Source organism: Aminomonas paucivorans DSM 12260, from assembly GCF_000165795.1.
Taxonomy (GTDB): Bacteria; Synergistota; Synergistia; order Synergistales; family Synergistaceae; genus Aminomonas; species Aminomonas paucivorans.
In genome coordinates, this window is the sequence record NZ_CM001022.1 from 2,143,010 (window position 1) to 2,165,456 (window position 22,447).

The following is a 22,447-nucleotide window of genomic DNA, read 5'->3' on the forward strand; positions in this document are numbered from 1 at the left end:
GTCACTTCACCTCCTGCCCGAAGATCCGGGGCTGGAAGAACCGATCGATGAGGGGCACCGTGAGGTTCATGATGAGGATGGAGTAGGAGACCCCTTCGGGATAGCCCCCGTAGAGGCGGATCAGGGTGGTGAGCACCCCGCATCCGAAGGCGAAGACCATCTGTCCCGACTTGTCCATGGGGGAGGTGGCGTAGTCCGTGGCCATGAAGATGGCCCCCAGGAAGAGCCCCCCGGCGCACACCTCGTAGAAGGCGTCCGCGGGGATCCCCGCGCCCCGCCCCAGGATCCAGGAGAGGAGCCCCACGGTGAGGATGTAGGTCACGGGGATGTGCCAGGTGATGACCCGCTCCAGAAGCAGCAGCGCCCCTCCCAGGAGAAGGGCCAGGGCGGAGGTCTCGCCGATGCACCCCCCCACATGCCCCAGGAACACGTCCAGGAAGGGGGGCAGGGACGCCCCTGCGGCCTCCGTCCCCTTGAGGATCGCCAAGGGGGTGGGTCCCGTCACTCCGTCCAGGGTCCAGGTGGTCATAGGGACGGGCCAGCAGGTGAGCATCACCGCCCGGGCCGCCAGGGCGGGGTTGACCACGTTCTTCCCCAACCCCCCGTAGAGCTGCTTCACCACCAGGATGGCGAAGGCGCTTCCTGCGGCGGCCATCCAGAGGGGGATGGAAGGAGGCAGGTTGTAGGCCAGGAGGAGCCCCGTCACGGCGGCGGAGAGGTCCGAGACGGTGACGGGACGCCCGGTGAGCTTCTGCCACAGGGCCTCCGTCCCCACCGACGAGGCGGTACAGGTGACGATGACCCAGAAGGCGGGGACCCCGAAGGTGACCACCCCCATGAAGCCCGCGGGGAGCAGCGCCAGGAGCACCATCCTCATGATGCTCCGCACGGTCTGGGGGCCGTGAAGGTGCGGGGAGCTGGAAACCACCAGCAGCCGGTTCGTGGTCATGGCTCAGGCCGCTCCTTTCCGCCGTCGGGCCGCCACGGTGCGCTTCCCGTCCCGGCACGCCTGGGTAAGGTGCCGCTTGGAGGGACAGGCGTAGGCGCAGCAGCCGCACTCCAGACAGTTCATGCCCCCCTGGGCCTCGAAGGCGTCGTAGTCCCGCCGGATGACCGCCGCGTTCAGGGCGAAGGGCAGCAGCCCCATGGGACACACCTCCACGCACTTGCCGCAACGGATGCAGGCCGACTCGGGGGGCGTCATCGCCGCCCCCTCGGTGAAGGCCAGAAGGCCCGAGGTGCCCTTCACCACCGGCACGTCCAGGGTGCTCAGGGCCACCCCCATGAGAGGGCCTCCCGCCAGCACCTTAGCGGGTTCCGCCCGGAAGCCTCCCGCCCCGTCCACCAGGTCCAGCACCGAGGTGCCCAGGCGGACGTGGAGGTTCTTGGGCTCCCGGATCGCGTTGCCCGACACGGTGACGATGCGGTCCGTAACCGGACGCCCCAGGACCACGGCGTTCCAGATCTGGTGCACCGTGCGGACGTTGAGCATCAGGCAGCCCACGTCGGCGGGGAGCCCCCCGCAGGGCACCTCCTGCCCCGTGAGGGCGTAGATCATCATCTTTTCCGCCCCCTGGGGGTATTTGGTGCGCACCGGGAAGACTTCGATGTGGGCCTGACCCGTGACCACCCTCCCCAGGGTCTCGATGGCCTCGGGCTTGTTGTCCTCCACGGCGATGTGCCCCTTCACGCCTCCGGGGAAAAGGCTCAGGACGATGCGAAGCCCCTCCAGGATGTGGTCCGCCTCCTCCACCATGAGGCGGTCGTCGCAGGTGAGGTAGGGTTCGCACTCCGCCCCGTTGACGATGACGTGCCGGATGACCTTGTCCGGAGGGGGGGAGAGCTTCACTGCCGTGGGGAAACACGCCCCTCCCATCCCCACGATGCCCGCCTCCCGGACGATGCGCCGGATCTCCCCCGGATCCAGCAGGGAGACGTTGTCCCGAGGGTGGATCGACGGGTCCTGTTCGTAGAGCCCGTCGTTCTCCACCACCACGGACAGCTCCAGGTTGCCGGAAATGGCCAACCGGGGCGCCACGTCCCGCACCGTTCCGGACACGGAGGCGTGGATGGGGGCGGAGACGAAGGCTTCCGCCTCCCCGATCTTCTGCCCCACCAGCACGCGGTCTCCCCGCTTCACCAGGGGGACGCAGGGAGCACCGATGTGCTGCACCATGGGATAGACCAGCTCACGGGTGGGAAGAAGCGATTCGATGGGCTTGCACTCCGTGGCGCTCTTGCGATGGGGGGGGTGGGCCCCCTTCTTGAACGTGGGGAAGGGCATGGCATGACCTCCATCTTGTGGTTCTTGTCACAAATTTGGGGCATTCTACCACACAATGCCTCATCCTACCATGAACCCTCGGCCCCGGAGAAACGGAGACGAATTTTGAATAGGTTGACGAAACTCGGGTGTCCTACTTTCCCGCCGCTCCTTCGATCCCTTCCCTCAGGGGGACGAAGCGACAGTCCTCTCCCCATCGGTCCCGGAAGCCCTCGGAGGTCCGTTCCCGCACCAGGATCCGCTGGAAGCCCCGTCCCGTCTCCAGGGGCAGCACCAGCCTCCCCCCCGGGGCCAGCTGCTCCTGCCAGGGCAACTCCACCCGGGGGCAGGCCGCCGCCACGAGGATGCGGTGGTACGGGGCCCCGGGGGGCCACCCCAGGCGCCCGTCGGCACACCGGACCTCCACGGGGAGTCCCAGGTCCGCCAGGGTCCGGGCCGCCCGCTCTGCCAGGGAGGCGACGCGCTCCACCCCCACGACGGTGCAGCCCAGCCGGGCCAGCACCGCCGCCTGGTAGCCCGATCCGGTACCCACCTCCAGCACCTTCATCCCCGGCTCCGCCCCCAACAGCTCCGTCATCCGGGCCACCATGTAGGGCTGGGAAACCGTCTGTCCCCTGCCGATGGAAAGGGGAAAGTCCCCGTAGGCCGCCTCCAGCTCTTCCTCCGAGGGGGTCTCCCCCAGAGAGGGAACGAACCGATGCCGGGGCAGGGAGGCCAGGATCGCCAGGACGCCCTCGTCCCGCACCCCCCGGCGGCGGATCTGCCCCTCCGTCATGGCCTCGGCGAAGAGCCTCCAGTCCAGGACCTCCATGGGGTCCCCCTAGGCCCCGGCGGGACGGCCGTCCTCGGGAATCTCCGGGTCCGCCGCCCGATAGGGCACCGCCCCCTTGGGGAGGCGCACCGCATCGTGGGGGCACACGGCGGCGCAGCGCTGGCAGACCACGCACCGATCCTGCCACACCGGCAGCAGCCCCTCCTGCCAGGCGATGTTCCCCGCGGGACAGAGCCGGGCACAGCGGCCGCAGCGCACGCACCGGTCCGGGTCGGCGGAGAATTCGCTGAAGGAGCTGTGGGCCATCCAGTTCCAGACGAACCGGGATCGCCCCAGGCTCTGGAGGGGACCCGCCAGGCCGGAGCCCTTCCAGGGCTGCCGTCCCGTCCGCAGGGCCTCCCCGAAGGCCCGGGCCGCCGCCTCCCCCGCCGCCAGGATCTCCTGGTCCCGTTCCGTGGGGGCAGCCTCCTTGCGGAGGTAGTTGCTGGGCATGATAAACTCCCGATACCCGTAAGGGGTGTATCCCTTGCGACGCACCAGGGCCCGGACCGCGCCCCCGAGGCCCAAAGCTGCCCCTGCCATGGTGGCGAAGGCGAACAGGGGCTTCCCCCGCCCCGGAGGGAGGGCCTGAAGGGCCTCCCAGACGGGGGGATAGGTGGTGAAGGCCGCCACGGGGAACCCCACCCCCAGCAGATCCGCTCCCTCCAGGTCCTCCTCCCGAAACCCCCGCTCCAGGGGCGCCAGACGCACGGATGCCCCCGCCTCCACGAAGACCCCCTCCAGGGCCCGGGCCGCCCTCAGAGTGTTGCCGGTGCCGCTGAAGACGTACATCGCCACGCTGTCCCACGTCATGGGCTAGATCCTCCCGTCTCGAATCCTCCGGATCTTGCCGGTACGCTGCACCCGCTCCAGGGTCCCCGGGGCGGTCACCCGCACCGCCAGGTCCTCCAGAGCCCGGTTGCGGGGGTCCCGGTAGACCGCCGCCTCCTCCAGCACCGCCTCCAGGGCCCGGGCCTCCAGGGCCGGGTCCCCCACCCAGGGCCCCTCCCGGAGGGCCTCCACGGCGAAGGTGACCCCCGTGCGCCCTCCCTCCTTCGGGTCCACCTGCACCTGGAACGCCCCGGAAAGCTCCTCGAACCGTCCGAAGGCGGAGGCCACCTCGCTCAGGTGGAGCTTGCCGAAGTGCACCCGCACGTAGTCCCCCAGGCGGCCCCGAAGGCGAAAACGCGGGGAGGTGCGCCCGCAGGGGCAGGGCTCCTCCAGCCACTCCGCCGCGTCCCCCAGGCGGTAGCGGATGAAGGGGTGCAGGGTCCGCTCCAGGGCGGTGACCACCACCTCCCCCTCCTCTCCCAGGATCTCCTGGTGGCACCACTCGTCGCAGAGGTGGAAGGTGGTGGCGTCGCAGTGGGGACACTGGTACCCCTGGGGGCCGATCTCCACCGCCCCGTAGAGGGGAGAGGCCACCAGGGAACAGCGGAACACCTTCTGGAGGTACCGCCGGGTCACCTCCGACAGAGGTTCTCCGGTGAAGAAGATCCGCTCCACGGGGGTGTCGAACCCCCTCCGCTCCGCCGTCTCCGCCAGGGAGAGGAGGGCGGAGGACATGGCCATGATCCCGTGGGGGCGGAACTCCGCGAGAAAATCCAGGGTGTCCCGGTTGTCCTGGTTGAAGGTGAGGGAGAGGACCTGGCACCCCGTTTCCTCCAGCCCCCGGTTGAAGGCCAGGAAGCCCGTCCACAGGGCCCCCGCCCGCAGGAGGTTGGCCACCCGCATCCCCGAACGGATCCCCAGGGCCCGGAAGGCCCGGCCCGTCACCAGCCCCGCCCGGTCGAACTCCTCCGCTCCCCAGAGGGCGTACCGAGGCTTGCCTGTGGTGCCCCCGGAGGCGAAGACGTAGGAGCGCTCCTCGGAGCGGGTGAGCATGTCCCGGCTCGCCGGGGGACAGTGGGCCACCAGGTCCGCCTTCTCCAGGAGGGGAACCCGGGCGGAGAACTCCTCCAGAGAATCCAGGGGGCCGGAGACACCCGCGAGGCGCTCCCGGTAGAAGGGGCTCCTTCGGGCCTCGTCCAGCAGGGCGTTGAGCCGGGCCAGCACCCGACCCTCCCGCTCCTCCCGGGGACGCCACTCCAGTCCGAAGAGGTCCGGGGACAGGTCCTCCCGGTTCAGCAGGCGCACCAGGTCCAGGGGGATCTGGCGTCCGTCGTGAGCCCCCTCCACGTCTCCTCCCAGGCCCATGGTGCCGGCCCGGCAGAACCGCAGGACCCCCAGCCCCGCCAGGGCCTCCACGACCTCCTGCACTCGATTGTCGGGCCCGGCGATGCCCGCGGTGGACAGGTAGCCGTCCAGGAGGCTCAGGCTGCCGGAGAGGAGGTCTTCCGCCCGGCCCACCGCCTGCACGAAGAGGGTGCGGTTCAGGGGAGAGGGGATCACGTCGGTCCCCCGGCCCGCCAGGAGGGTGAAGTGGGGGTCCTCCACCAGACACCCCTGGCCGCAGTGCTCCCGCCAGGCCCCCAGTTCCCGCTCCACGCGCACCTCCACCGCCTCGTGGATCCCCAGGGCACCCCGGGGCAGTCCCGCCGCCAGGTTCCTCATGGCATCCTCCAACAGAGGGAGGAACCGGTCCATCAGGTCCTCTCCCTCCACGAAGAGGTTCTGGCAGCTGGTGCAGGCCCGCTGCTCCCACAGGGAGGCGTCCTTGGCGAAGCCCGCCGCCGCCGCCTTCAGGCCTGCGTCGTCCAGACCCCGGAGGAGCACCCCGAAGCTGATCTTGGGGCCGAAGGCCAGCACCTGGGTCCGGGGGCTCAGGCGTTGTTTGTAGGCCCGCACCGCTTCTTCCCCCCCGAAGAGGAGCACCGCGTCGCAGACCTCCCTCACCCGGTCGTCCACCTCCCCCGCGTCGTGGGGCCAGTAGGTGGCGGCCTGGAAGGGAGCCAGCTCCCCCTTGGGGTCCGCCTCCTCCAGGGCCTCCAGGAAGAGGAAGGGGAAGACCGGGTCCTGGCGGGAGACCTTGAGGATGTTCACGTTCTTGGTGATCATGCCGAAGAGCAGGGAGTCCACGGAGCCCAGGAAGATGTTCCCCGCGGCGATGTGGCACACCGTCCCCAGGGGAAGGGCCCGGGCCACCCGGCCGTGCCGCAGGGGCAGGAAGCCGTCCAGGACCCGAGGGGTTCCCAGGCAGGCCAGACGCCCCTCCAGGGTCCGCCGAGTGAGCAGCCGCTCCAGGATGGACAGGCCCAGCTCCACCCCCTGGAGGGAGTACCCCGTCACCCCCGGCATGGTCTCCAGGAGGATCCGCCGGTAGCGCCCCTCCGGACAGGTGAGAAGCCGCCCGGTGCGCTCCAGGATCCCCAGGATAGTGTCCAGGGGCGTGCGGCGGCAGAGGCGGCTGCGCTCCTCCAGGGCCCGCCGGTCGAAGAGCTTTGCCGCCTCCTCCTCCGGGAGCCGCTCTCCCAGATCCGCCCACCGGCCGAACAGATAGTGTCGCTTCCAGGCCTCGCTCATCGGGCCGTCCCTCCCCTTCGGTTCAGGATCTCCTGGGCCGCCACGGCGCAGCCCTTGTGCTGGTGCACCCCGCCCCGGCGCACCGACGCCAGGTAGTCCCCGGGCAGACCGCAGGGGCAGTCTCGTCCCAGCACCGCCAGGTCTGAGGAGAGCACCGCCTGGTTGGGCTGCGCCCCGTTGTAGGGGGTCAGAAGCTCCAGCAGCCCCTCCTGACCGTGAGGCAGGATCTCCAGGGTCAGGGGGTCCCGCACCAGCATCCGCCCGAAGACGGGCACGTGGTGGTGGCCGAAACGGCAGGCCCCGTAGGGGACCCCGTGTTCCGCCATGCCGAAGGTGTCCCGCACTCGTTCCGCGGGCAGGCCCACGGTCTCCTCCGCGAAGGCGGCGAAGGCCGCCGCGGTCATGGGGGTGCCCCCGTGGCTCTTCCAGCCTCCCCCCGCCAGGAGGAAACTCCGGGGGTGCACCTTCACCCCCGGGCTCAGCCGGGCGGCCTCCAGGAAGGCCCGGTGCATGAAGGCGGGGAAGCCCACCAGCCGCAGGGGGGCATCGTCCTTCCGTTCCAGGAGGTACCGGGCCGCCTCCTCCGGGTCGAAGTCGAAGGCTCCGGAGGGGTCCCGGCGGATGAGCCAGCGGACGCTCTTGGCGGGGGCGCAGGCCATCTTCTGGGCGGCGCTCCAGGAGGTGCCCACGTCGGAGGCCTCCGAGGGATCGTAGCCGAACATCAGGTAGTGGGCCGGCTCGGGATCGCAGAATCCCAGGGCCCGGAACACCGCCCGGCCCATGCCCTCCACCCGGGCCAGGCTGTCCCGGTCCAGGCAGAGCTGGGTCTTCTGCCCTCCCGTGCCGGAGCTGGTGAGGGTGAGGGCCACTTCCTCCTCCGGGATGCTCAGGAACCGGTGCAGCTTCATCACCCCCGCGAAGAGGGGGGGGAGGCGCCGCCAGTCCCCCGGCTCGGGGCTCAGGGGAGGATGAAAGCGGAAGCGCTGTGCCAGATGGTCCAGGTAGGGCTGCCGGGGACGGTGGAAGGCGTCGCACTCCGCCATGGCCTCGGCGAAGAGGCGCTCCGCCTCCGGGGAGTCCTCGAAGACCGCCGGGTGGGCCACCAGGGCATCCACCTGGGGAAGGTGCGGGAGCTGGGATTGCGGCATGGTCGTTTCCCCCTTCGCGGACGGGTTCTCCGTCTCTCGCGGAATGGCCCCATCATAGCGAAAGGGAGACCATCGGTCAGGGGGGATCTTCGCCATGGCGCCGGGCGAGGGAACCTGCTAGCATGAGAACGCTTCGGCGCGACATGGTTAGGCACTCTTCGGGAGGTGGTCTCGTGCTGGAGAAGGTGGATCTGAAGCGCAAACTGGAGAAGGGGACCTTCAAGACCCTGGCCCCGGACCTGCGGGAGCGGCTGGGGGAGCTGCAGCGCCGGGCCAAAGACCTGGACATCCCCGTGGGAGTGGTCTTCGAGGGATGGGACGGGGCGGGCAAGGGCACCCTGATGAACGAGCTGATCCTGGCCCTGGACCCCCGGGGCTTCCAGGTACACAACGTGGGGGGGCCCACGGAGGACGGACGCTTCTGGCCCCCCATGAGGCGTTTCTGGAAGCTCCTGCCTCCCCGGGGGCGGATGGCCCTGTACAACCGGAGCTGGTACCGCCGGGTCCTGGAGGACCCCCTGGAGGAAGGGGCCTTCGAGGAGATCCTCTCCTTCGAACGGCAGCTGGCCCAGGACGGATACCTGATCGTCAAGTTCTTCCTCCACATCTCCAAGAAGGAACAGAAGAAGCGCCTCCAGGCCCTGGAGGCGGACCCCGCCACCAGCTGGCGGGTGACGGATCAGGACTGGGAGCACCACAAGCGCTACGACCGCACGGAGACCCTGGTGGAAAGCATGCTCCAACGCACCGACAAGGGGCACGCCCCCTGGACGCTGGTGGAGGCCCACGACCGGGAGTACGCCACCGTCAAGATCCTCACCACGGTGATCCAGGCACTGGAGCAGCAGATCGCCCGGGTGGAGGCGGCCCGGGCACTGGGAGCTGCGCCGACGCCCCCGCTGGTCACCCGATCCACCCCGGACCCCCTCAAGCCCGCCATCCTCCGCAGCCTGGACCTGGACCTTTCGGTGGCCCAGAAGGAGTACAAGAAACAGCTCAAGGAGCTTCAGGAGCGGCTTCGGGACATCCAGTACGAACTCTACCGGGTCCGGCGCCCCCTGGTGGTGGCCTTCGAGGGCCCCGACGCGGCGGGCAAGGGGGGGTGCATCAAACGCCTCACCCAGGAGCTGGACCCCCGGGGCTACCAGGTGGTCCCCACCTCCGCCCCCAACGACTGGGAGCGGGCACACCACTATCTGTGGCGCTTCTGGACCGCCTTCCCCAAGGCAGGACACGTGGGCATCTTCGACCGGAGCTGGTACGGCCGGGTCCTGGTGGAGCGGGTGGAGGGCTTCTGCTCCGAGGGGGAGTGGCGCCGGGCCTACGGGGAGATCAACGAGATGGAGGAGCAGTGGGTCCGCAGCGGGGCCCTGATGGTGAAGTTCTGGCTCCACATCAGCCAGGAGGAGCAGCTCCGGCGCTTCGAGGAACGGGAGAAGACCCCCTGCAAGAACTGGAAGATCACCCCCGAGGACTGGCGAAACCGGGAGAAGTGGCCCCGCCACGAGGAGGCGGCGGAGGAGATGCTCCTGCGCACCAGCACCCCCGGGGCTCCCTGGGTGGTGGTGGAGGCCAACTGCAAGGAATACGCCCGCCTCAAGGTGCTCCGGAAAGTGGTGGAGACGGCGGAAGGGGGCCTGGGGAAGAAGTAGGTTCCGGCGAGGGGGCGGAAGGGGTGATCCCCCGCTCCCTCACCATTTCCTGGGCGTACCGGGCCAGGGACCCGAAGGCCTCCAGGAGCGACCAGGCCTCCTGCCGGGGGGTGCGGGACCCCGCCCCCGAGTCTCCCCCGGCCCACCCTCCGTTCCAGGCTCCCTCCTGGACCTCGTAGCGTCGGAAGGCCCTCCTGGCCCGCTCTGCCAGGGACTCGTCCCCCAGAGCGAAGGCTCCCAGGGCATCCCGCAGCAGCTCCTTGAGGGTCTCGTAGAGCCCCGACCAGCCGGGGGCACGGGAGAGGCTGACCCCTTCCCGGTGATGGAAACGCATCGCCGGACCGCTCAGGTCCTGCGCCAGGGTCCGGGCCAGTCCTCCCATGGAAAGGAGGGGAAACTCGTACTCCCCGTAGGCCCGACGCCGCGTCTCCGGATCCGGGAACTCCAGGGAGTCCAGGTACCCCACGCAGGACTCCGCCAGGTCCGGCAGTCCCCTGCGGAACCGCTCGATCCGCTCCTCCTCCTGGGGGCTCTCCGCTAGCAGGTAGAGGAAGGTCTCCAGCAGGTTGGCCAGACGGCTCATCTCCCGGTCCAACAGCTTCAGGGCCAGCCCGGGGACCCGGGCCAGGGTGTCGTCCAGGAACTGGGGCTCCCCCACCGCCTCCGCCCCGGCAAACCAGCGTCCCGCCAGGGACGCCAGGGCCCCCGCCAGGGGGATGCCCAGCAGGGCGTTGAGCCCCGTCACCCCCGCCCCGATCCAGGGCACCGCCTGGGCGGGGGAGATCCCCGCCCCCTCCAGGAGCTGCACCAGCCAGGGAACCAGGGGAAGGACCGCCAGGGCCCCGCAGAGCTTGTACAGGCAGGTGGCCGCCCCCAGGCGGCGGGCGTTGCGCTTGGCCCCCAGGCTGGAGAGCAGCACCGGGGCGGCGGACCCCACGTGGGCCCCCAGCACCAGGGGGACCAGGGCACCCAGGGAGAGGACCCCCGAGGAGGCCAGGGCGATCCCCAGGGCCAGGACGGCGGAGCTGCTCTGGAGCAGCGCCGTGACGGCCAGGGCTGCCCCTCCCAGGACCAGGGGCCACCGGGAGGCCCCGAGGATCAGCTCCCGGGCCTGGGAGGTGCGCATCAGGGGGTCCACCCCCAGCTTGATGAGGAACATCCCCAGGAGCACCAACCCCAGACCCCGCACCACCTGACCGGCGGTGCGCCACCGACCCCGACCCAGCAGGGCCGCCCCGGAACCCGCCGCCAGCACCGCCGGGGCCAGGACCCCCACGTCCAGGCTCAGGAGGAACGTCACCGCCGCGGCCCCCACGCTGGCCCCCATCATCACCAGCAGGGAACCGGCGAAGGGGAGGGCTCCCAGGTCCACCAGCCCCACGGCGAAGGAGGTGGCCACGGAACTGCTCTGGGAGAGGACGGACAGGAGCGCCCCGAAGCAGAAGGCCCCGGAGGTCCGGGAAGCCAGGCGCCCGAGAAAGGCCCGTTCGTCCCCCCCCAGGGCGGAACGGCTCGCCCGGGTGCTCTCCTCCACCCCGAAGAGGAACAGAGCCAGTCCCCCCAGGAGGGCCACCACCCCCGATACCACCACGGCGGCTAGATCCTCTCCCCCGCCAGCAGGGCCTCCAGCACCCCGTAGCGCAGCCCCCGGTCGCTGGCCACGAGGGCGGGGGCGTCGAAGGCATCCAGGACGGCCTCCACGATGCAGGCCCCCGCCAGGACGATCTCCGCCCGCTTGGGATGCAGCCCCGGGAGGGCCTTGCGCTCCTCCACCTTCAGGGACCGGTACAGGTCGATCTGGCGACGCACCTCCCGGGCCTCCAGGGAAAACCCCGTCACCCGATCCGGGTCGTAGGCGGTCAGGCCGAGGGCCACGGAGACCAGTGTGGTCACGGTGCCCCCCACCCCCACCAGGACGGGGCCCAGGGGCCGGGCTTGGGCGATCAGCTCCGCCGCCTCCGCCAACCCTTCCCGGGCGGCTCGGCACGCGGCCTCGCAGGAGGAGAGGGAGACCGGGTCCTCCCCCGCCAGGAAGCGGTCGTGGAGGAACAGGGCCCCCAAGGGAAGGCTGCGCCGGAGGGAGATCCCCTCCGGAGAGCCCAGGATGAACTCCGTGCTCCCCCCCCCGGTGTCGAAGACCACCCGGGGGCCCGGGATCCCCAGACGGGAGGAGGCGGCCCGAAAGGCCAGGCGGGCCTCCTCTTCCCCCGGAAGGACCCGCACCTCCACCCCCACCTCCGCCAGGAGGCGCGCCGCGAAGGCCTCCCCGTTTCGGGCGGTGCGAAAGCCCATGGTCCCCACCGCGGCGATCCGCCGGGCTCCCAAATCCCGAGCCTGCTTCGCCAGGACCCGGACCGCCCCCAGCCCCCGCTCCATGGCCTCCGGGGAGAAGACCCCCGTGGAGGTCAGGCCGTCCCCCAGACGGACGATCTCCTGCCGATCCAGGAGGGGCACCAGGCGTCCCCCTTCCTCCCGGGCCACCAGGAGTTTGATGGAATTGGTCCCCAGGTCCAGTACCGCCACGGGCTCCATGCCCCCACCTCCCCTTCGGTGCCCTAGTCTAGCACGGTCCTGACGAGACGCCGGAGCCCAGGGAGTATACTGAGGGACGAGGAAGGGGGTCTTTGATGGGACGGTTTTCTCCCCCCGACGTGACACCCTACGACGAGTCCGCGCAGAGAAGCCGGGAACGTCTGGACCGTCTGCTCACCCGGGTGGGCTTCCTGCCCCCGGCCCTGGACGGCAGCGGCTGCCTCCTTCACGTGTCCGACACGCCCTCGTCCACCTACGGATACCTGAGGCGGGTGCTCCAGAGGATTCGTCCCCTGTGGCTGGTGCACACCGGGGATGTGGCGGACGAGATCAAGCTGGAACTGTGGCCCAACTCCCGGGACTGCTACCGGGACCGGGTCCGGAAGCTGGCCCGGATCCTCCGGGAGGAGGACGTGCCCTGCATCGTGGCGGCGGGAAACCACGACGACCCGGAGATCCTGGAGGACCTCCTGCCCTGTCGCCGGATCATCCGCCGGGGGGAGACCCTGGATCTGGGACCCCTTCGGATCCGGTTGGGACACTACTACCGGGACGTGGCAGCGGAACCGGAGGCGGTGAACCTCTTCGGCCACGACCTTACCCGCCGAAGCGGGGAGGAGAACGGACGGCTCTACCTGAACGGCCTGGAGCACATGCACCTGGTGGACCTGGTCTCCCGGGAAGTGACCCGCCTGCCCTACCCGGGAGGGACCGACGACGAGCGGATGCTGAGACGCCGACGGCGCATGTAGCGCCGCGAGACCCGACGAGGAGGGTGACCCATGCTTTCCCTGGTGCGCGGAGGCCCCAAGATCCTGATGATCGAGACCACCCGCTCGGACCCCCGGCTGGAGGAGCGGCTGAACCGCTCCGGGACCCTCTCCGACACGGACCCCGCGGCGGCGGTGGACCTGGCGGGGGAGGAGGCCACGCTGGTCTTCCTCTTCCTCTCCGGGGAAGGGCAGGGACAGCTCAAGGTCCTCTCCACCCCGGAACCCCCGGAGACGGTGCTCTGCGACCTCATCAACCAGCACCTCACGGACCTGGTGGACCACGTGACCACCGCCCCGGGGATGGTGGTGATGCGCCTTTTGGGGAACCTGGACCAGGCCATCGACCGCATCCGGGAGGACCTCCAGGGAGAACCCAGCCAGAGGGGCTGGGGCTCCCGGTTGCGCTGCGCCGTGGAGACGGGGACGGTGGTGTACTTCACCACCCAGCCCCTGAACCGCCCCCTGACACCGGAGGACTTCCACCCGGAGGCCCTCATCGTCCACCAGCCCTACTCCACCGTGCTGACCCACCTGCGGGGCAAGGCCATGGACTACCTGGCCCTGGCCATGGGCACCCCGGACTGGAACGACATGGAGGTGCGCATCTATGACGCCGAGGACCGGTACGACCTGCACTATCGACGGCTGATGACCGCCGTGGAGGGGCTGGATCTGGGGGTGGTGCTGGGAGAGGGATGGGGGAAGGACCAAGCCATGCTCCTCATGAGCGTGCCGGTCTACCGGGTGCGCCTCTTCACCCCCCTGCCCCCGGAGGAGATCAAGAAGGTGGCCCTGGCCCTGGAGTACCGGGAGGACGGCAGCCGGTGCGTGGACCTGGACGTCTTCGCGAAGGGGAAGAAGGTCCCCTGGACCGGAGACCGGAAGGCGGACCGGGCCTCCTCCCGAAACGGCCTGGCCCTGGAATACCGCCGGGACCTCTTCGGACGACTCAGCCCGGAGACTCGGGAACGGGCCGCAGCCTTGGAGGAGGAACTGGCCCGCAAACCCTCCTGACCTTCCCGGCGCTCAGGACGCAGGCTCCTTCGCCCCCCGGGCCAGGGAGAGAAACACCCCCAGGACGCTGAGCCCCGCGAAGAGACCGAAGCACCCCCGCATGGCCCCCACCATCCCCAGGGGGTCCGCTCCGGTCGGGACGGCCCCCAGCCCCCGCAGGTTCAGCACCGCCGCCACCAGGGCCATGCTGGAGGACTGGCCCAGAACCCTCATGAGCGCCAGGGTGGCGGAGGCCTGTCCCAGGTCCCCCCTCCCCACGGAGCCCAGGATGGCGTTGGTGTTGGGGGAGGAGAAGAAGGCAAACCCCAGCCCCTGCACCGCCCCCGCCGCCGCCAGGAGGGCCAGGGAGGACCGGGTGTCCTGAAACAGCAGCAGCCCCAGACCCGCCCCCGTGAGCCCCATGCCCAGGGAGGCCAGACGCCCCGGATCGAACCGGTCGGAAAGCCGCCCCGCCAGGGGAGAAAAGAGGGTCTGCACCACCGGCTGCACCGCCAGCAGCAACCCCGCGTCCCGGGGAGAGAGCCCCCGGATCTCCTGAAGGAACAGGGACAGGAGGAACGTCACCCCGTAGGTGGCCCCGTAGTGCAGCAACGCCGCCAGGTTCGAGAAGGCGTAGGCCCGGCCCCGGAGGAAGAGCCGCAGGTCCAGCAGGGGGTTCGAGGACCGGAGCTGCCTTCGGGCGAAGACGCCCCACAGGATCGCCCCCGCCGCCAGGGCCGCCGCACCCCGGGGCTCCGGAAGCCGGGGAACCCCCCAAAGCAGCCCCGAAAGCCCCAGGCCGAAGAGGCCGCAGGAGACCCCGTCCAAGACCCCCCTCCCCGTCCCCCGGGGCAGCCCCCCGGGCAGGGTGGCCAGCAGCGCCAGGGTCGCCCCGCAGGGAAGCAGGGGGACCCAGAAGAGCAGCCGCCACCCCGCCAGGTCCACCAGCAGCCCCCCCAGGGTGGGCCCCAGGGAGATGCCCAGGTACACCGCCGCCACGTTGACCCCCAGCACCCGTCCCCGCTCCCCCGGGGGAAAGGCCTCCGTGAGGATCGCCACCCCTCCCACCGTCATGAGGGCTCCCCCCGCGCCCTGCAACCCCCGGGCCGCCAGCAGGAGGGGGAAGGTGGGGGCCAGGGCGCCCCCCAGACACCCCAGGGCGAAGACGCCGCACCCCGTCCCGAGCCCCCGGGCATGGCCGTACAGGTCCAGCCCCTTCCCCGCCGGGGCCAGACAGACCGCCAGGGCGAAGAGGAACACCGACGCCACGGCTCCCAGGGAGGAGGCTCCCTGGGCGAACTCCCGGCCCATGTCGGGCAGTCCCACGTTCACCGCCGACGCCATGAAGGGGGGCAGGAAGGAGGCGGCCAGGGAGATCCACAGAACCCACCTCTTCCGGCGGGAATCGGAAGGCGAGGGCTCCATGGTTCAGTCGGGCAAGGCGGCTTCCACCACCCGCACCAGATTGTCCCGGAGGATCTTCCGGGTCGTGTGGGGACCGAAGCGCTCCACCAGACGGCCGCGACACCGCGCCGCCTCCTCGTGGCTTCGGAAGAGATCCTTGGGCTGCTCCCCCGCCAGGGCGAAGAAGGGGTCGCACAGGTCCAGCCCCAGGGCCGCATGGTCCGGTCCCCCCACCTCCACCAGGTGCTCCAGGTGCCGCAGCATCCGATCGCAGGGATCCCCGTCTCCCCCCACAAAGGGGGCGTGGGCGTTGAACCCCACCACGCCGCCGGAAGCCGCCACCGCCCGGATCTGGGAATCCGTCAGGTTCCGGGGATGGTCCAGCAGGGCGCGACAGTTGGAATGGGAGGCCAGAAAGAGCCCCCCCAGGGCCGCCACGTCCTCGAAGCCCGGATCGTTGAGGTGGCTCACGTCCGGGACGATCCCCAGCCTTTGGGCCTCCCGCACCAGGTCCAGCCCGAAGGGAGAGAGCCCCCCCGGGCGCAGGGGAGAGGTCCCCTCCACCACACAGCCGTCCGCAGCCTCGTTGCGCCGACTCCAGGTCAGGCCCATCAGGCACACCCCCAGCTCCCGAAGGACCCGCAGCAGCCCGAGATCCCGTCCCAGGGGCTCCACTCCCTCCAGGGAGAGCACCAGGGCCAGCTCCCCTCGTTCCAAGGTCTCCCGCAGCTCCTCCCGACACCGACAGAGCCGGAACCGTCCGGGGGTCTCCTCCTGCTCCTCCAGAAGGGCTCCCACCTGGAGCAACGCCTCCTGGAGGGCCCGGGGAACCAACCGGTCCTCCACGAAGAGGGAACACACCAACAGGCGAAGCCCCGCGGACTCGTATCCCTCCAGGTAGCGAGAGGCCAGGACCTTCCGCTCCCCCCGAGCCCTCCTCACCGCCAGGTCCATGAGCACGTCCCCGTGGGCGTCCGCCCATCCCGTGCCTTCCATCTCCTCAACCCCTTCCCGAAACCTTGTCTGTCCCCGCCGGACAGCCGATCCTCAAACGGGCACGTCCCATTTCCAGGAGGTGATCCGCCATGCAAGGCATCGACCCCACCAGAAGGTTCGAGGAACCCCTCCTCCCCCCGGCCCGGGAGGCCTCCGTCCCCAAGGCGGAGAAGACCGAAGAGAACATCGCCGAACGGCTTCGGGAGGCGCTGGAATCCCTGGACCACACCCGCAACGACATGATGGACCGGCACCACGAACTGGTGGCCCGATCCCAGAAGCTGAACCTCCAGCGGCTCCGCAAGAAGCTGGCGGAACAGCGCATCCGCCAGGCGGAGGAACGGGAGGACCTGCTCCAGGAGCAGGCCCTGGTGGAGCGCCTCAACGCCCGAAGCCGCCTGGAGGCGGACGCCCTCAGGAGGAGCGGCCGGGACCGTACCCCCTGAAGGCCTCCAGGGCCTCCCAGGTCTCTTCCCGGGAGAGAAGCGCCGGTTCCCCCACGCAGCGGGCCCGCCAGGCGAGTTCCGCCACGAACTCCAGCTGCTCCGCCACCCCGAAGGCCTCCCCCAGGTCGGCCCCCAGGGCCAGCAGACCGTGGTTGGCCAACAGCACCGCCTTGCCCCGACGCCCCAGGGCCTGCACCGCCACCTCCGCCAGCTCCGGACTTCCGAAGGTCCGGTAGGGAGCCACGGGAACCAGCTCGTCCCCCGAAGCGGCCACCAGGTAGTGCACCGCCGGGATCTCCCACTTCAAGCAGGCCAGGGTCGTGGCGAAACGGGAATGGGTATGCACGACCCCCCCCGCGTCGGGCCGGGCCCGGTACACCCCCAGGTGCATCCGCCACTCGCTGGAGGGGGCGCATCGCCCCTCCACCACCCGTCCCTCCAGGTCCAGAAGGGGCACGTCCTCCGGGGTCATCAGGCCGTAGGGAACCGCACTGGGCTTGATGGCCACCAGCTCTTCCCCCTCCACCCGCACCGAAAGGTTGCCCCCGGTGCCCACCGTCAACCCCCGCTCCTCCAGCAGGCGACCGGTGCGCACCACCGCTTCCCGAGCCTCGTTCCGATTCATGGCATCCCCTCCCCCCGCATGGAACCCCATCCCGACCGGCCCGTCAAGACGAATCCCCTATTCACCGGAGCACAATAGAACTAAGGTTAAAGCCTTTGCATGAAATGACTTGCGTCGATTTTCTGTAATTTGTAACTTATAAAATGGGTCTTTTGGCAGGGTTGCGCAAAATGAAACGGCCTACTAGCATAATGTCATTCTAAGCGGCTTCATCGACGCGGTACGCGATCACGGCAATCCGGCAAATCGAAGGGGGATGATCCCATGGCCCACGTGATGAACCTGACGGAGACCCTGTCCCTGGCCTTCCACTCCATGGTGTATCTGGCGGAAAGGCGCGGCCCCCGGCCCTGCAGCGCCCGGGAGATCGGCGACCACTTCGGGGCCACGGAGCCCCTGGTCACCAAGACCCTCCAGAGGCTCCTCCGGACGGGGCTGATCCGCTCCTGCAAGGGGCCGGGAGGAGGCTACTCCCTGGTGGTCCCCCCGGAGGAGGTCTCCCTCCTCTCCATCGCCGAGGCGGTGGAGGGCCCCCTGAAGTCTCAGGGGTGCGCCCTCAAGGGCTGCAACCGCCCTCCCTGTCCGGTGAAGGGGCTGGTGGACGCGGTGACGGAGCGGGTCTCCCAGGAACTGGCGAGCAAGACCCTGGCGGAACTGGTGGAATGCTTCCACGGCGAGGAGGAAACGGCCACCGAATGCACCCTCAAGCACCGCAGGCGCAGGAAGAAGGCGGCCTGACCCGCCCCGCCCTCCACAGAGGCGCGACCCGGGGCACAGCCGCAGGGACATCAAGCACGAAGGGGGATGAGGACGATGACGATCAAGGCGAAACTGGGGCTCCTCGCCGCAGGAGTGGTAGGTCTTCTGGCCATCATGATCGGCCTGGTGTTCTTCCAGAGCCGGAGCATCCTGACCCGGCAGGTGGACACCGGAGGCCTCGAGGTGGTGCGGAGCAATGCCCGGGAGGTGGACGAATACTTCCACAAGCTGGGCATCGTGGCCCTGGGCATGCGGGACGTGGCCGCGGAGCTCCTGGAAACGGGGAAAGCCGTCACGGACGACGACCTGGAATCCCCCATGGCCCGGTTCTATCGCTCCTGCGCGAAGGACCTGAACATCGTGGACCTGTACGTCGGCCTGGAATCCACCGGCAAGGTGGGGACCGGGGGCGACTGGGTGGAGAAACCGGACTACGACGCCCGCAAACGCCCCTGGTACACCCTGGCGGTGCAGGAGGACCGGGTGGTGCTCACCGCTCCCTACGTGGACGCCAACACGGGCAAGCTGGTGGTCACCGTGGCCTCTCCGGCAAAGGGCGCCGACGGCCGCCTTCTGGGGGTGCGGGGATCGACGTGGACCTGGAGACCCTCTCCCGGATCGTGACGGGGTATCGGATCTTCGGCAAGGGCTACGGCTTCCTCCTGGACCCCCAGGGACTCGTCCTGGCCCACCCGGTCCCGGAGCTGGTGATGAAGGAGAACATGGCCAAGGCCGGATCCGACGTCTCCCCGGAAATGGCGGCGGCAGGGGCAAAGATGCTGACGGGGGGAGAAGGCTACGCCGATTACACCTTCCGGGGGGAGGAGTTCCGGGCCTTCTACGCCCCCACTTCCCACGGCTTCATCCTGGCCCTGGCCTTCCCCAAGTCCGAACTGTACGCCCTGGTGGCCTCCCTGGCTCTGCGACAGCTTGCCGCCGGCGCGACGGTCCTGCTCCTCCTCGGGGTGATGCTGGTCCTTCTGGCCAAGAGCATCGTGGGGCCCATCCACGGGGTCTCCCAGACCCTGGAGCGCATCGGCAGGCTGGACCTCACCCGGGACGAGGGCCTGAACTGGCTCACCGCCCAGAAGGCCCAGAAGACCGAAATCGGGCTCATGGTCCGCTCCCTGGAAAGCCTCCAGGAGGCCCTGAGGGACAGCGTCCGGAGCATCAAGGACGAGGCGGACCGCACCGCCGCCTCCGCAGAATCCCTGGCGGCCCTGTCGGAAGAGTCCGTGGCCTCCATGGAGGAGGTGAAGGCATCGGTGGACCACGTGGCCTCCCTCTCCGAGTCCAACTCCGCAGCCCTGCAGCAGACCAACGCGGGGATCGAGGAGGTCAGCTCCGGGGCCAGCACCGCCGCCCATGCCGCCTCCGACGGGGCCGAGGCCTCGGGCCGCACCACCAGCCTCTCCGAGGAGGCGGTGACCCAGGTGAACGGCGTGGTGACGGAGATGAACAAGGTAGGGGAGAAATCCCGCCTCAGCGCGGAGCGGCTTCGCAAGGTGGCGGAGTCCGTGTCCTCCATCTCCGGGTTCGTGGCCACCATCCGGAGCATCGCCGACCAGACCAATCTCCTGGCCCTCAACGCCGCCATCGAGGCGGCCCGGGCGGGGGAAGCGGGACGGGGCTTCGCCGTGGTGGCGGAGGAAGTTCGCAAGCTGGCGGAGGAGTCCGCCGGGGCCGCCAAGGAGGTGGAGACCCTCATCACCTCCCTCCAGACGGACACCAAGGGTTCCCTGGAGGTGACCGAGGAATCCGGGAAGGTCCTGGAAGGCACCATCGCCAAGGCCCACGAGGCCCAGGCGAAGCTCCAGGAGGCCCTCGGCCAGATCGCCCGGGTGAACGACGCCATGCAGAACATCGCCGCCACGTCGGAGGAGCAGGCTGCGGCCAGCGGGGAGATGGCCCAGGGCATCGACCAGGCCACCAAGTCCACCATCCAGGTGGTGGAGACCATCGAGAGCATCCGCCACTCCACCGAGGAGACCGCCCACGCCTCCGAGTCGGTGGCCCAGGAGTCCCAGAAGCTGGCGGAGGGGGCGGAACACCTCAAGAGGCTCCTGGCCCGGTTCATCCTGGACCAGGAAACGGGAACGATCAAGAGCCTCGGCTCCGGACGCTAGACCGGTACCGGAGCAAAGGGACACGAAGAAGCGGGGCCCCACCGGGGCCCCGCTTCTTCGTGCCCCCGATTCGGCATCCCATCCCGCACCAGAAGGCAGCACCCCGCCCAAGTCCCCCTCTCCTCCTCCGCATCTCCATTCCGAAAATTGCGAAATGAGCCCGAAGACAGGGTTGTCCCCCTCTAACTGGCCCTCTAGGATTCAGATATTGCCTTATTCATGATTCACTTTTATCCCCCGGGCAAAGCTCTCCTCTCCTTCTCTTGCGGGGAGGTGACACGAGGCGTCGGGACGCGAGGGAAAGCGGAAAGCCCCGGGGAGACGAAGGAGGAGACCGAAAGACGTGAGCAACCTGACCATCAAGGCGAGACTGACCCTTCTCGGCTCGGGGACCGTGGTCCTGCTGTCGGCGATGATCGGCCTGGTGTTCTTCCAGAGCCGGAGCATCCTGACCCGGCAGGTGGACACCGGAGGCCTCGAGGTGGTGCGGAGCAATGCCCGGGAGGTGGACGAATACTTCCACAAGCTGGGCATCGTGGCCCTGGGCATGCGGGACGTGGCCGCGGAGCTCCTGGAAACGGGGAAAGCCGTCACGGACGACGACCTGGAATCCCCCATGGCCCGGTTCTATCGCTCCTGCGCGAAGGACCTGAACATCGTGGACCTGTACGTCGGCCTGGAATCCACCGGCAAGGTGGGGACCGGGGGCGACTGGGTGGAGAAACCGGACTACGACGCCCGCAAACGCCCCTGGTACACCCTGGCGGTGCAGGAGGACCGGGTGGTGCTCACCGCTCCCTACGTGGACGCCAACACGGGCAAGCTAGTGGTCACCGTGGCCGCTCCGGCAAAGGGCGCCGACGGCCGCCTTCTGGGGGTGGCGGGGATCGACGTGGACCTGGAGACCCTCTCCCGGATCGTGACGGGGTATCGGATCTTCGGCAAGGGCTACGGCTTCCTCCTGGACCCCCAGGGACTCGTCCTGGCCCACCCGGTCCCGGAGCTGGTGATGAAGGAGAACATGGCCAAGGCCGGATCCGACGTCTCCCCGGAAATGGCGGCGGCAGGGGCAAAGATGCTGACGGGGGGAGAAGGCTACGCCGATTACACCTTCCGGGGGGAGGAGTTCCGGGCCTTCTACGCCCCCACTTCCCACGGCTTCATCCTGGCCCTGGCCTTCCCCAAGTCCGAACTGTACGCCCTGGTGGCCTCCCTGGCTCTGCGACAGCTTGCCGCCGGCGCGACGGTCCTGCTCCTCCTCGGGGTGATGCTGGTCCTTCTGGCCAAGAGCATCGTGGGGCCCATCCACGGGGTCTCCCAGACCCTGGAGCGCATCGGCAGGCTGGACCTCACCCGGGACGAGAGCCTGAACTGGCTCACCGCCCAAAAGGCCCAGAAGACAGAGATCGGGCTCATGGTCCGATCCCTGGAAAGCCTCCAGGAGGCCCTGAGGGACAGCGTCCGGAGCATCAAGGACGAGGCGGACCGCACCGCCGCCTCCGCGGAGTCCCTGGCGGCCCTGTCCGAGGAATCCGTGGCCTCCATGGAGGAAGTGAAGGCCTCGGTGGACCACGTGGCCTCCCTCTCCGAGTCCAACTCCGCGGCCCTGCAGCAGACCAACGCGGGGATCGAGGAGGTCAGCTCCGGGGCCAGCACCGCCGCCCATGCCGCCTCCGACGGGGCCGAGGCCTCGGGACGCACCACCAGCCTCTCCGAGGAGGCGGTGACCCAGGTGAACGGCGTGGTGACGGAAATGAACACGGTGGGAGAGAAATCCCGCCTCAGCGCGGAGCGGCTTCGCAAGGTGGCGGAGTCCGTGTCCTCCATCTCCGGGTTCGTGGCCACCATCCGGAGCATCGCCGACCAGACCAACCTCCTGGCCCTCAACGCCGCCATCGAGGCGGCCCGGGCGGGGGAAGCGGGACGGGGATTCGCCGTGGTGGCGGAGGAAGTGCGCAAGCTGGCGGAGGAGTCCGCCGGGGCCGCCAAGGAGGTGGAGACCCTAATCACCTCCCTCCAGACGGACACCAAGGGCTCCCTGGAGGTGACCGAGGAATCCGGGAAGGTCCTGGAGGGCACCATCGCCAAAGCCCACGAGGCCCAGGCGAAGCTCCAGGAGGCCCTCGCCCAGATCGCCCGGGTGAACGACGCCATGCAGAACATCGCCGCCACGTCGGAGGAGCAGGCTGCGGCCAGCGGGGAGATGGCCCAGGGCATCGACCAGGCCACCAAGTCCACCATCCAGGTGGTGGAGACCATCGAAAGCATCCGCCATTCCACCGAGGAAACCGCCCACGCCTCCGAGTCGGTGGCCCAGGAGTCCCAGAAGCTGGCGGAGGGGGCGGAACACCTCAAGAGGCTCCTGGCCCGGTTCGTCCTGGACCAGGCAGCGGGAACGATCAAGAGCCTCGGCTCCGGACGCTAGACCGAGGCCGG

General features: G+C 69.6%; 19 protein-coding genes. 8 read left to right on the plus strand and 11 right to left on the minus strand.

Annotated features, from left to right (window positions below):
- Position 1: 1 nt before the first annotated feature.
- The 6 genes from APAU_RS10200 to APAU_RS10225 all read right to left on the minus strand — a co-directional run bounded on the left by APAU_RS10200 (position 2) and on the right by APAU_RS10225 (position 7,705).
- A complete protein-coding gene (locus tag APAU_RS10200; protein WP_006301665.1) occupies positions 2–949 on the minus strand; it encodes an RnfABCDGE type electron transport complex subunit D in 948 nt (315 codons plus the stop codon).
- A 3-nt stretch (positions 950–952) separates the two neighbouring features.
- Positions 953–2,284, minus strand: coding sequence for an electron transport complex subunit RsxC (rsxC, locus tag APAU_RS10205; RefSeq protein WP_006301666.1), 1,332 nt, complete (start codon positions 2,282–2,284; stop codon positions 953–955).
- 133 nt (positions 2,285–2,417) lie between these two features.
- Entirely contained in the window at positions 2,418–3,095 is a 678-nt protein-coding gene (locus APAU_RS10210) for a protein-L-isoaspartate(D-aspartate) O-methyltransferase (protein ID WP_006301667.1), read from the minus strand.
- A 9-nt stretch (positions 3,096–3,104) separates the two neighbouring features.
- The gene (locus APAU_RS10215) at positions 3,105–3,908 is read right to left on the minus strand and encodes an EFR1 family ferrodoxin (RefSeq protein WP_006301668.1); all 804 of its coding nucleotides are present in this window, start codon (positions 3,906–3,908) and stop codon (positions 3,105–3,107) included.
- A 3-nt stretch (positions 3,909–3,911) separates the two neighbouring features.
- Positions 3,912–6,557: an acyl-CoA reductase gene (locus APAU_RS10220; protein WP_006301669.1), complete on the minus strand. Its 2,646-nt coding sequence runs from the start codon at positions 6,555–6,557 to the stop codon at positions 3,912–3,914.
- Complete coding sequence (locus tag APAU_RS10225) at positions 6,554–7,705, minus strand: LuxE/PaaK family acyltransferase (protein ID WP_006301670.1); 1,152 nt, start codon at positions 7,703–7,705, stop codon at positions 6,554–6,556. The genes APAU_RS10220 and APAU_RS10225 overlap by 4 nt, the downstream gene beginning before the upstream one ends.
- Before the next feature lie 173 nt (positions 7,706–7,878).
- On the opposite strand from APAU_RS10225, the gene pap reads away from it, so the two are divergent.
- Positions 7,879–9,357, plus strand: coding sequence for a polyphosphate:AMP phosphotransferase (gene pap / locus APAU_RS10230; RefSeq protein WP_006301671.1), 1,479 nt, complete (start codon positions 7,879–7,881; stop codon positions 9,355–9,357).
- Here pap and APAU_RS10235 read toward each other — a convergent pair.
- Both APAU_RS10235 and APAU_RS10240 read right to left on the minus strand, forming a co-directional pair.
- Positions 9,302–10,948 carry a Na/Pi cotransporter family protein gene (locus APAU_RS10235; protein ID WP_006301672.1) on the minus strand — a complete coding sequence of 549 codons (1,647 nt, stop codon included), beginning with the start codon at positions 10,946–10,948 and terminating at the stop codon, positions 9,302–9,304. The two genes, pap and APAU_RS10235, sit on opposite strands and share 56 nt — an antisense overlap.
- Before the next feature lie 5 nt (positions 10,949–10,953).
- Entirely contained in the window at positions 10,954–11,889 is a 936-nt protein-coding gene (locus APAU_RS10240) for a Ppx/GppA phosphatase family protein (protein WP_006301673.1), read from the minus strand.
- Between the two features lie 95 nt (positions 11,890–11,984).
- Between APAU_RS10240 and APAU_RS10245 the strand changes: the two genes are divergently transcribed.
- A complete protein-coding gene (locus APAU_RS10245) occupies positions 11,985–12,641 on the plus strand; it encodes a metallophosphoesterase family protein (RefSeq protein WP_006301674.1) in 657 nt (218 codons plus the stop codon).
- A gap of 30 nt (positions 12,642–12,671) precedes the next feature.
- A complete protein-coding gene (locus APAU_RS10250) occupies positions 12,672–13,676 on the plus strand; it encodes a hypothetical protein (RefSeq protein ID WP_006301675.1) in 1,005 nt (334 codons plus the stop codon).
- A 12-nt stretch (positions 13,677–13,688) separates the two neighbouring features.
- On the opposite strand, the gene APAU_RS10255 is transcribed toward APAU_RS10250, so the two are convergent.
- Both APAU_RS10255 and APAU_RS10260 read right to left on the minus strand, forming a co-directional pair.
- Complete coding sequence (locus APAU_RS10255; RefSeq protein WP_006301676.1) at positions 13,689–15,080, minus strand: MFS transporter; 1,392 nt, start codon at positions 15,078–15,080, stop codon at positions 13,689–13,691.
- Between the two features lie 3 nt (positions 15,081–15,083).
- On the minus strand, positions 15,084–16,055 hold the full coding sequence (locus tag APAU_RS10260; RefSeq protein WP_006301677.1) for a dipeptidase: 972 nt from the start codon (positions 16,053–16,055) through the stop codon (positions 15,084–15,086).
- Positions 16,056–16,144: 89 nt separating this feature from the next.
- Between APAU_RS10260 and APAU_RS10265 the strand changes: the two genes are divergently transcribed.
- A complete protein-coding gene (locus APAU_RS10265; protein WP_006301678.1) occupies positions 16,145–16,501 on the plus strand; it encodes a hypothetical protein in 357 nt (118 codons plus the stop codon).
- On the opposite strand, the gene APAU_RS10270 is transcribed toward APAU_RS10265, so the two are convergent.
- Positions 16,470–17,126 (minus strand): class II aldolase/adducin family protein, encoded by a 657-nt coding sequence (locus tag APAU_RS10270; RefSeq protein ID WP_006301679.1) that lies wholly within the window; start codon positions 17,124–17,126, stop codon positions 16,470–16,472. The genes APAU_RS10265 and APAU_RS10270 overlap by 32 nt on opposite strands.
- Before the next feature lie 264 nt (positions 17,127–17,390).
- Here APAU_RS10270 and APAU_RS12675 point away from each other — a divergent pair, with 264 nt between their 5' ends.
- From APAU_RS12675 to APAU_RS10285, 4 genes are all read left to right on the plus strand, one after another.
- Positions 17,391–17,864 (plus strand): RrF2 family transcriptional regulator, encoded by a 474-nt coding sequence (locus APAU_RS12675; protein WP_006301680.1) that lies wholly within the window; start codon positions 17,391–17,393, stop codon positions 17,862–17,864.
- A 75-nt stretch (positions 17,865–17,939) separates the two neighbouring features.
- Positions 17,940–18,509, plus strand: a complete 570-nt coding sequence (locus APAU_RS14830) for a cache domain-containing protein (RefSeq protein WP_232207733.1) — start codon at positions 17,940–17,942, stop codon at positions 18,507–18,509.
- An 830-nt stretch (positions 18,510–19,339) separates the two neighbouring features.
- On the plus strand, positions 19,340–20,011 hold the full coding sequence (locus tag APAU_RS14925; RefSeq protein ID WP_232207849.1) for a methyl-accepting chemotaxis protein: 672 nt from the start codon (positions 19,340–19,342) through the stop codon (positions 20,009–20,011).
- A gap of 343 nt (positions 20,012–20,354) precedes the next feature.
- A complete protein-coding gene (locus APAU_RS10285; protein ID WP_006301681.1) occupies positions 20,355–22,436 on the plus strand; it encodes a methyl-accepting chemotaxis protein in 2,082 nt (693 codons plus the stop codon).
- Positions 22,437–22,447: the final 11 nt, after the last annotated feature.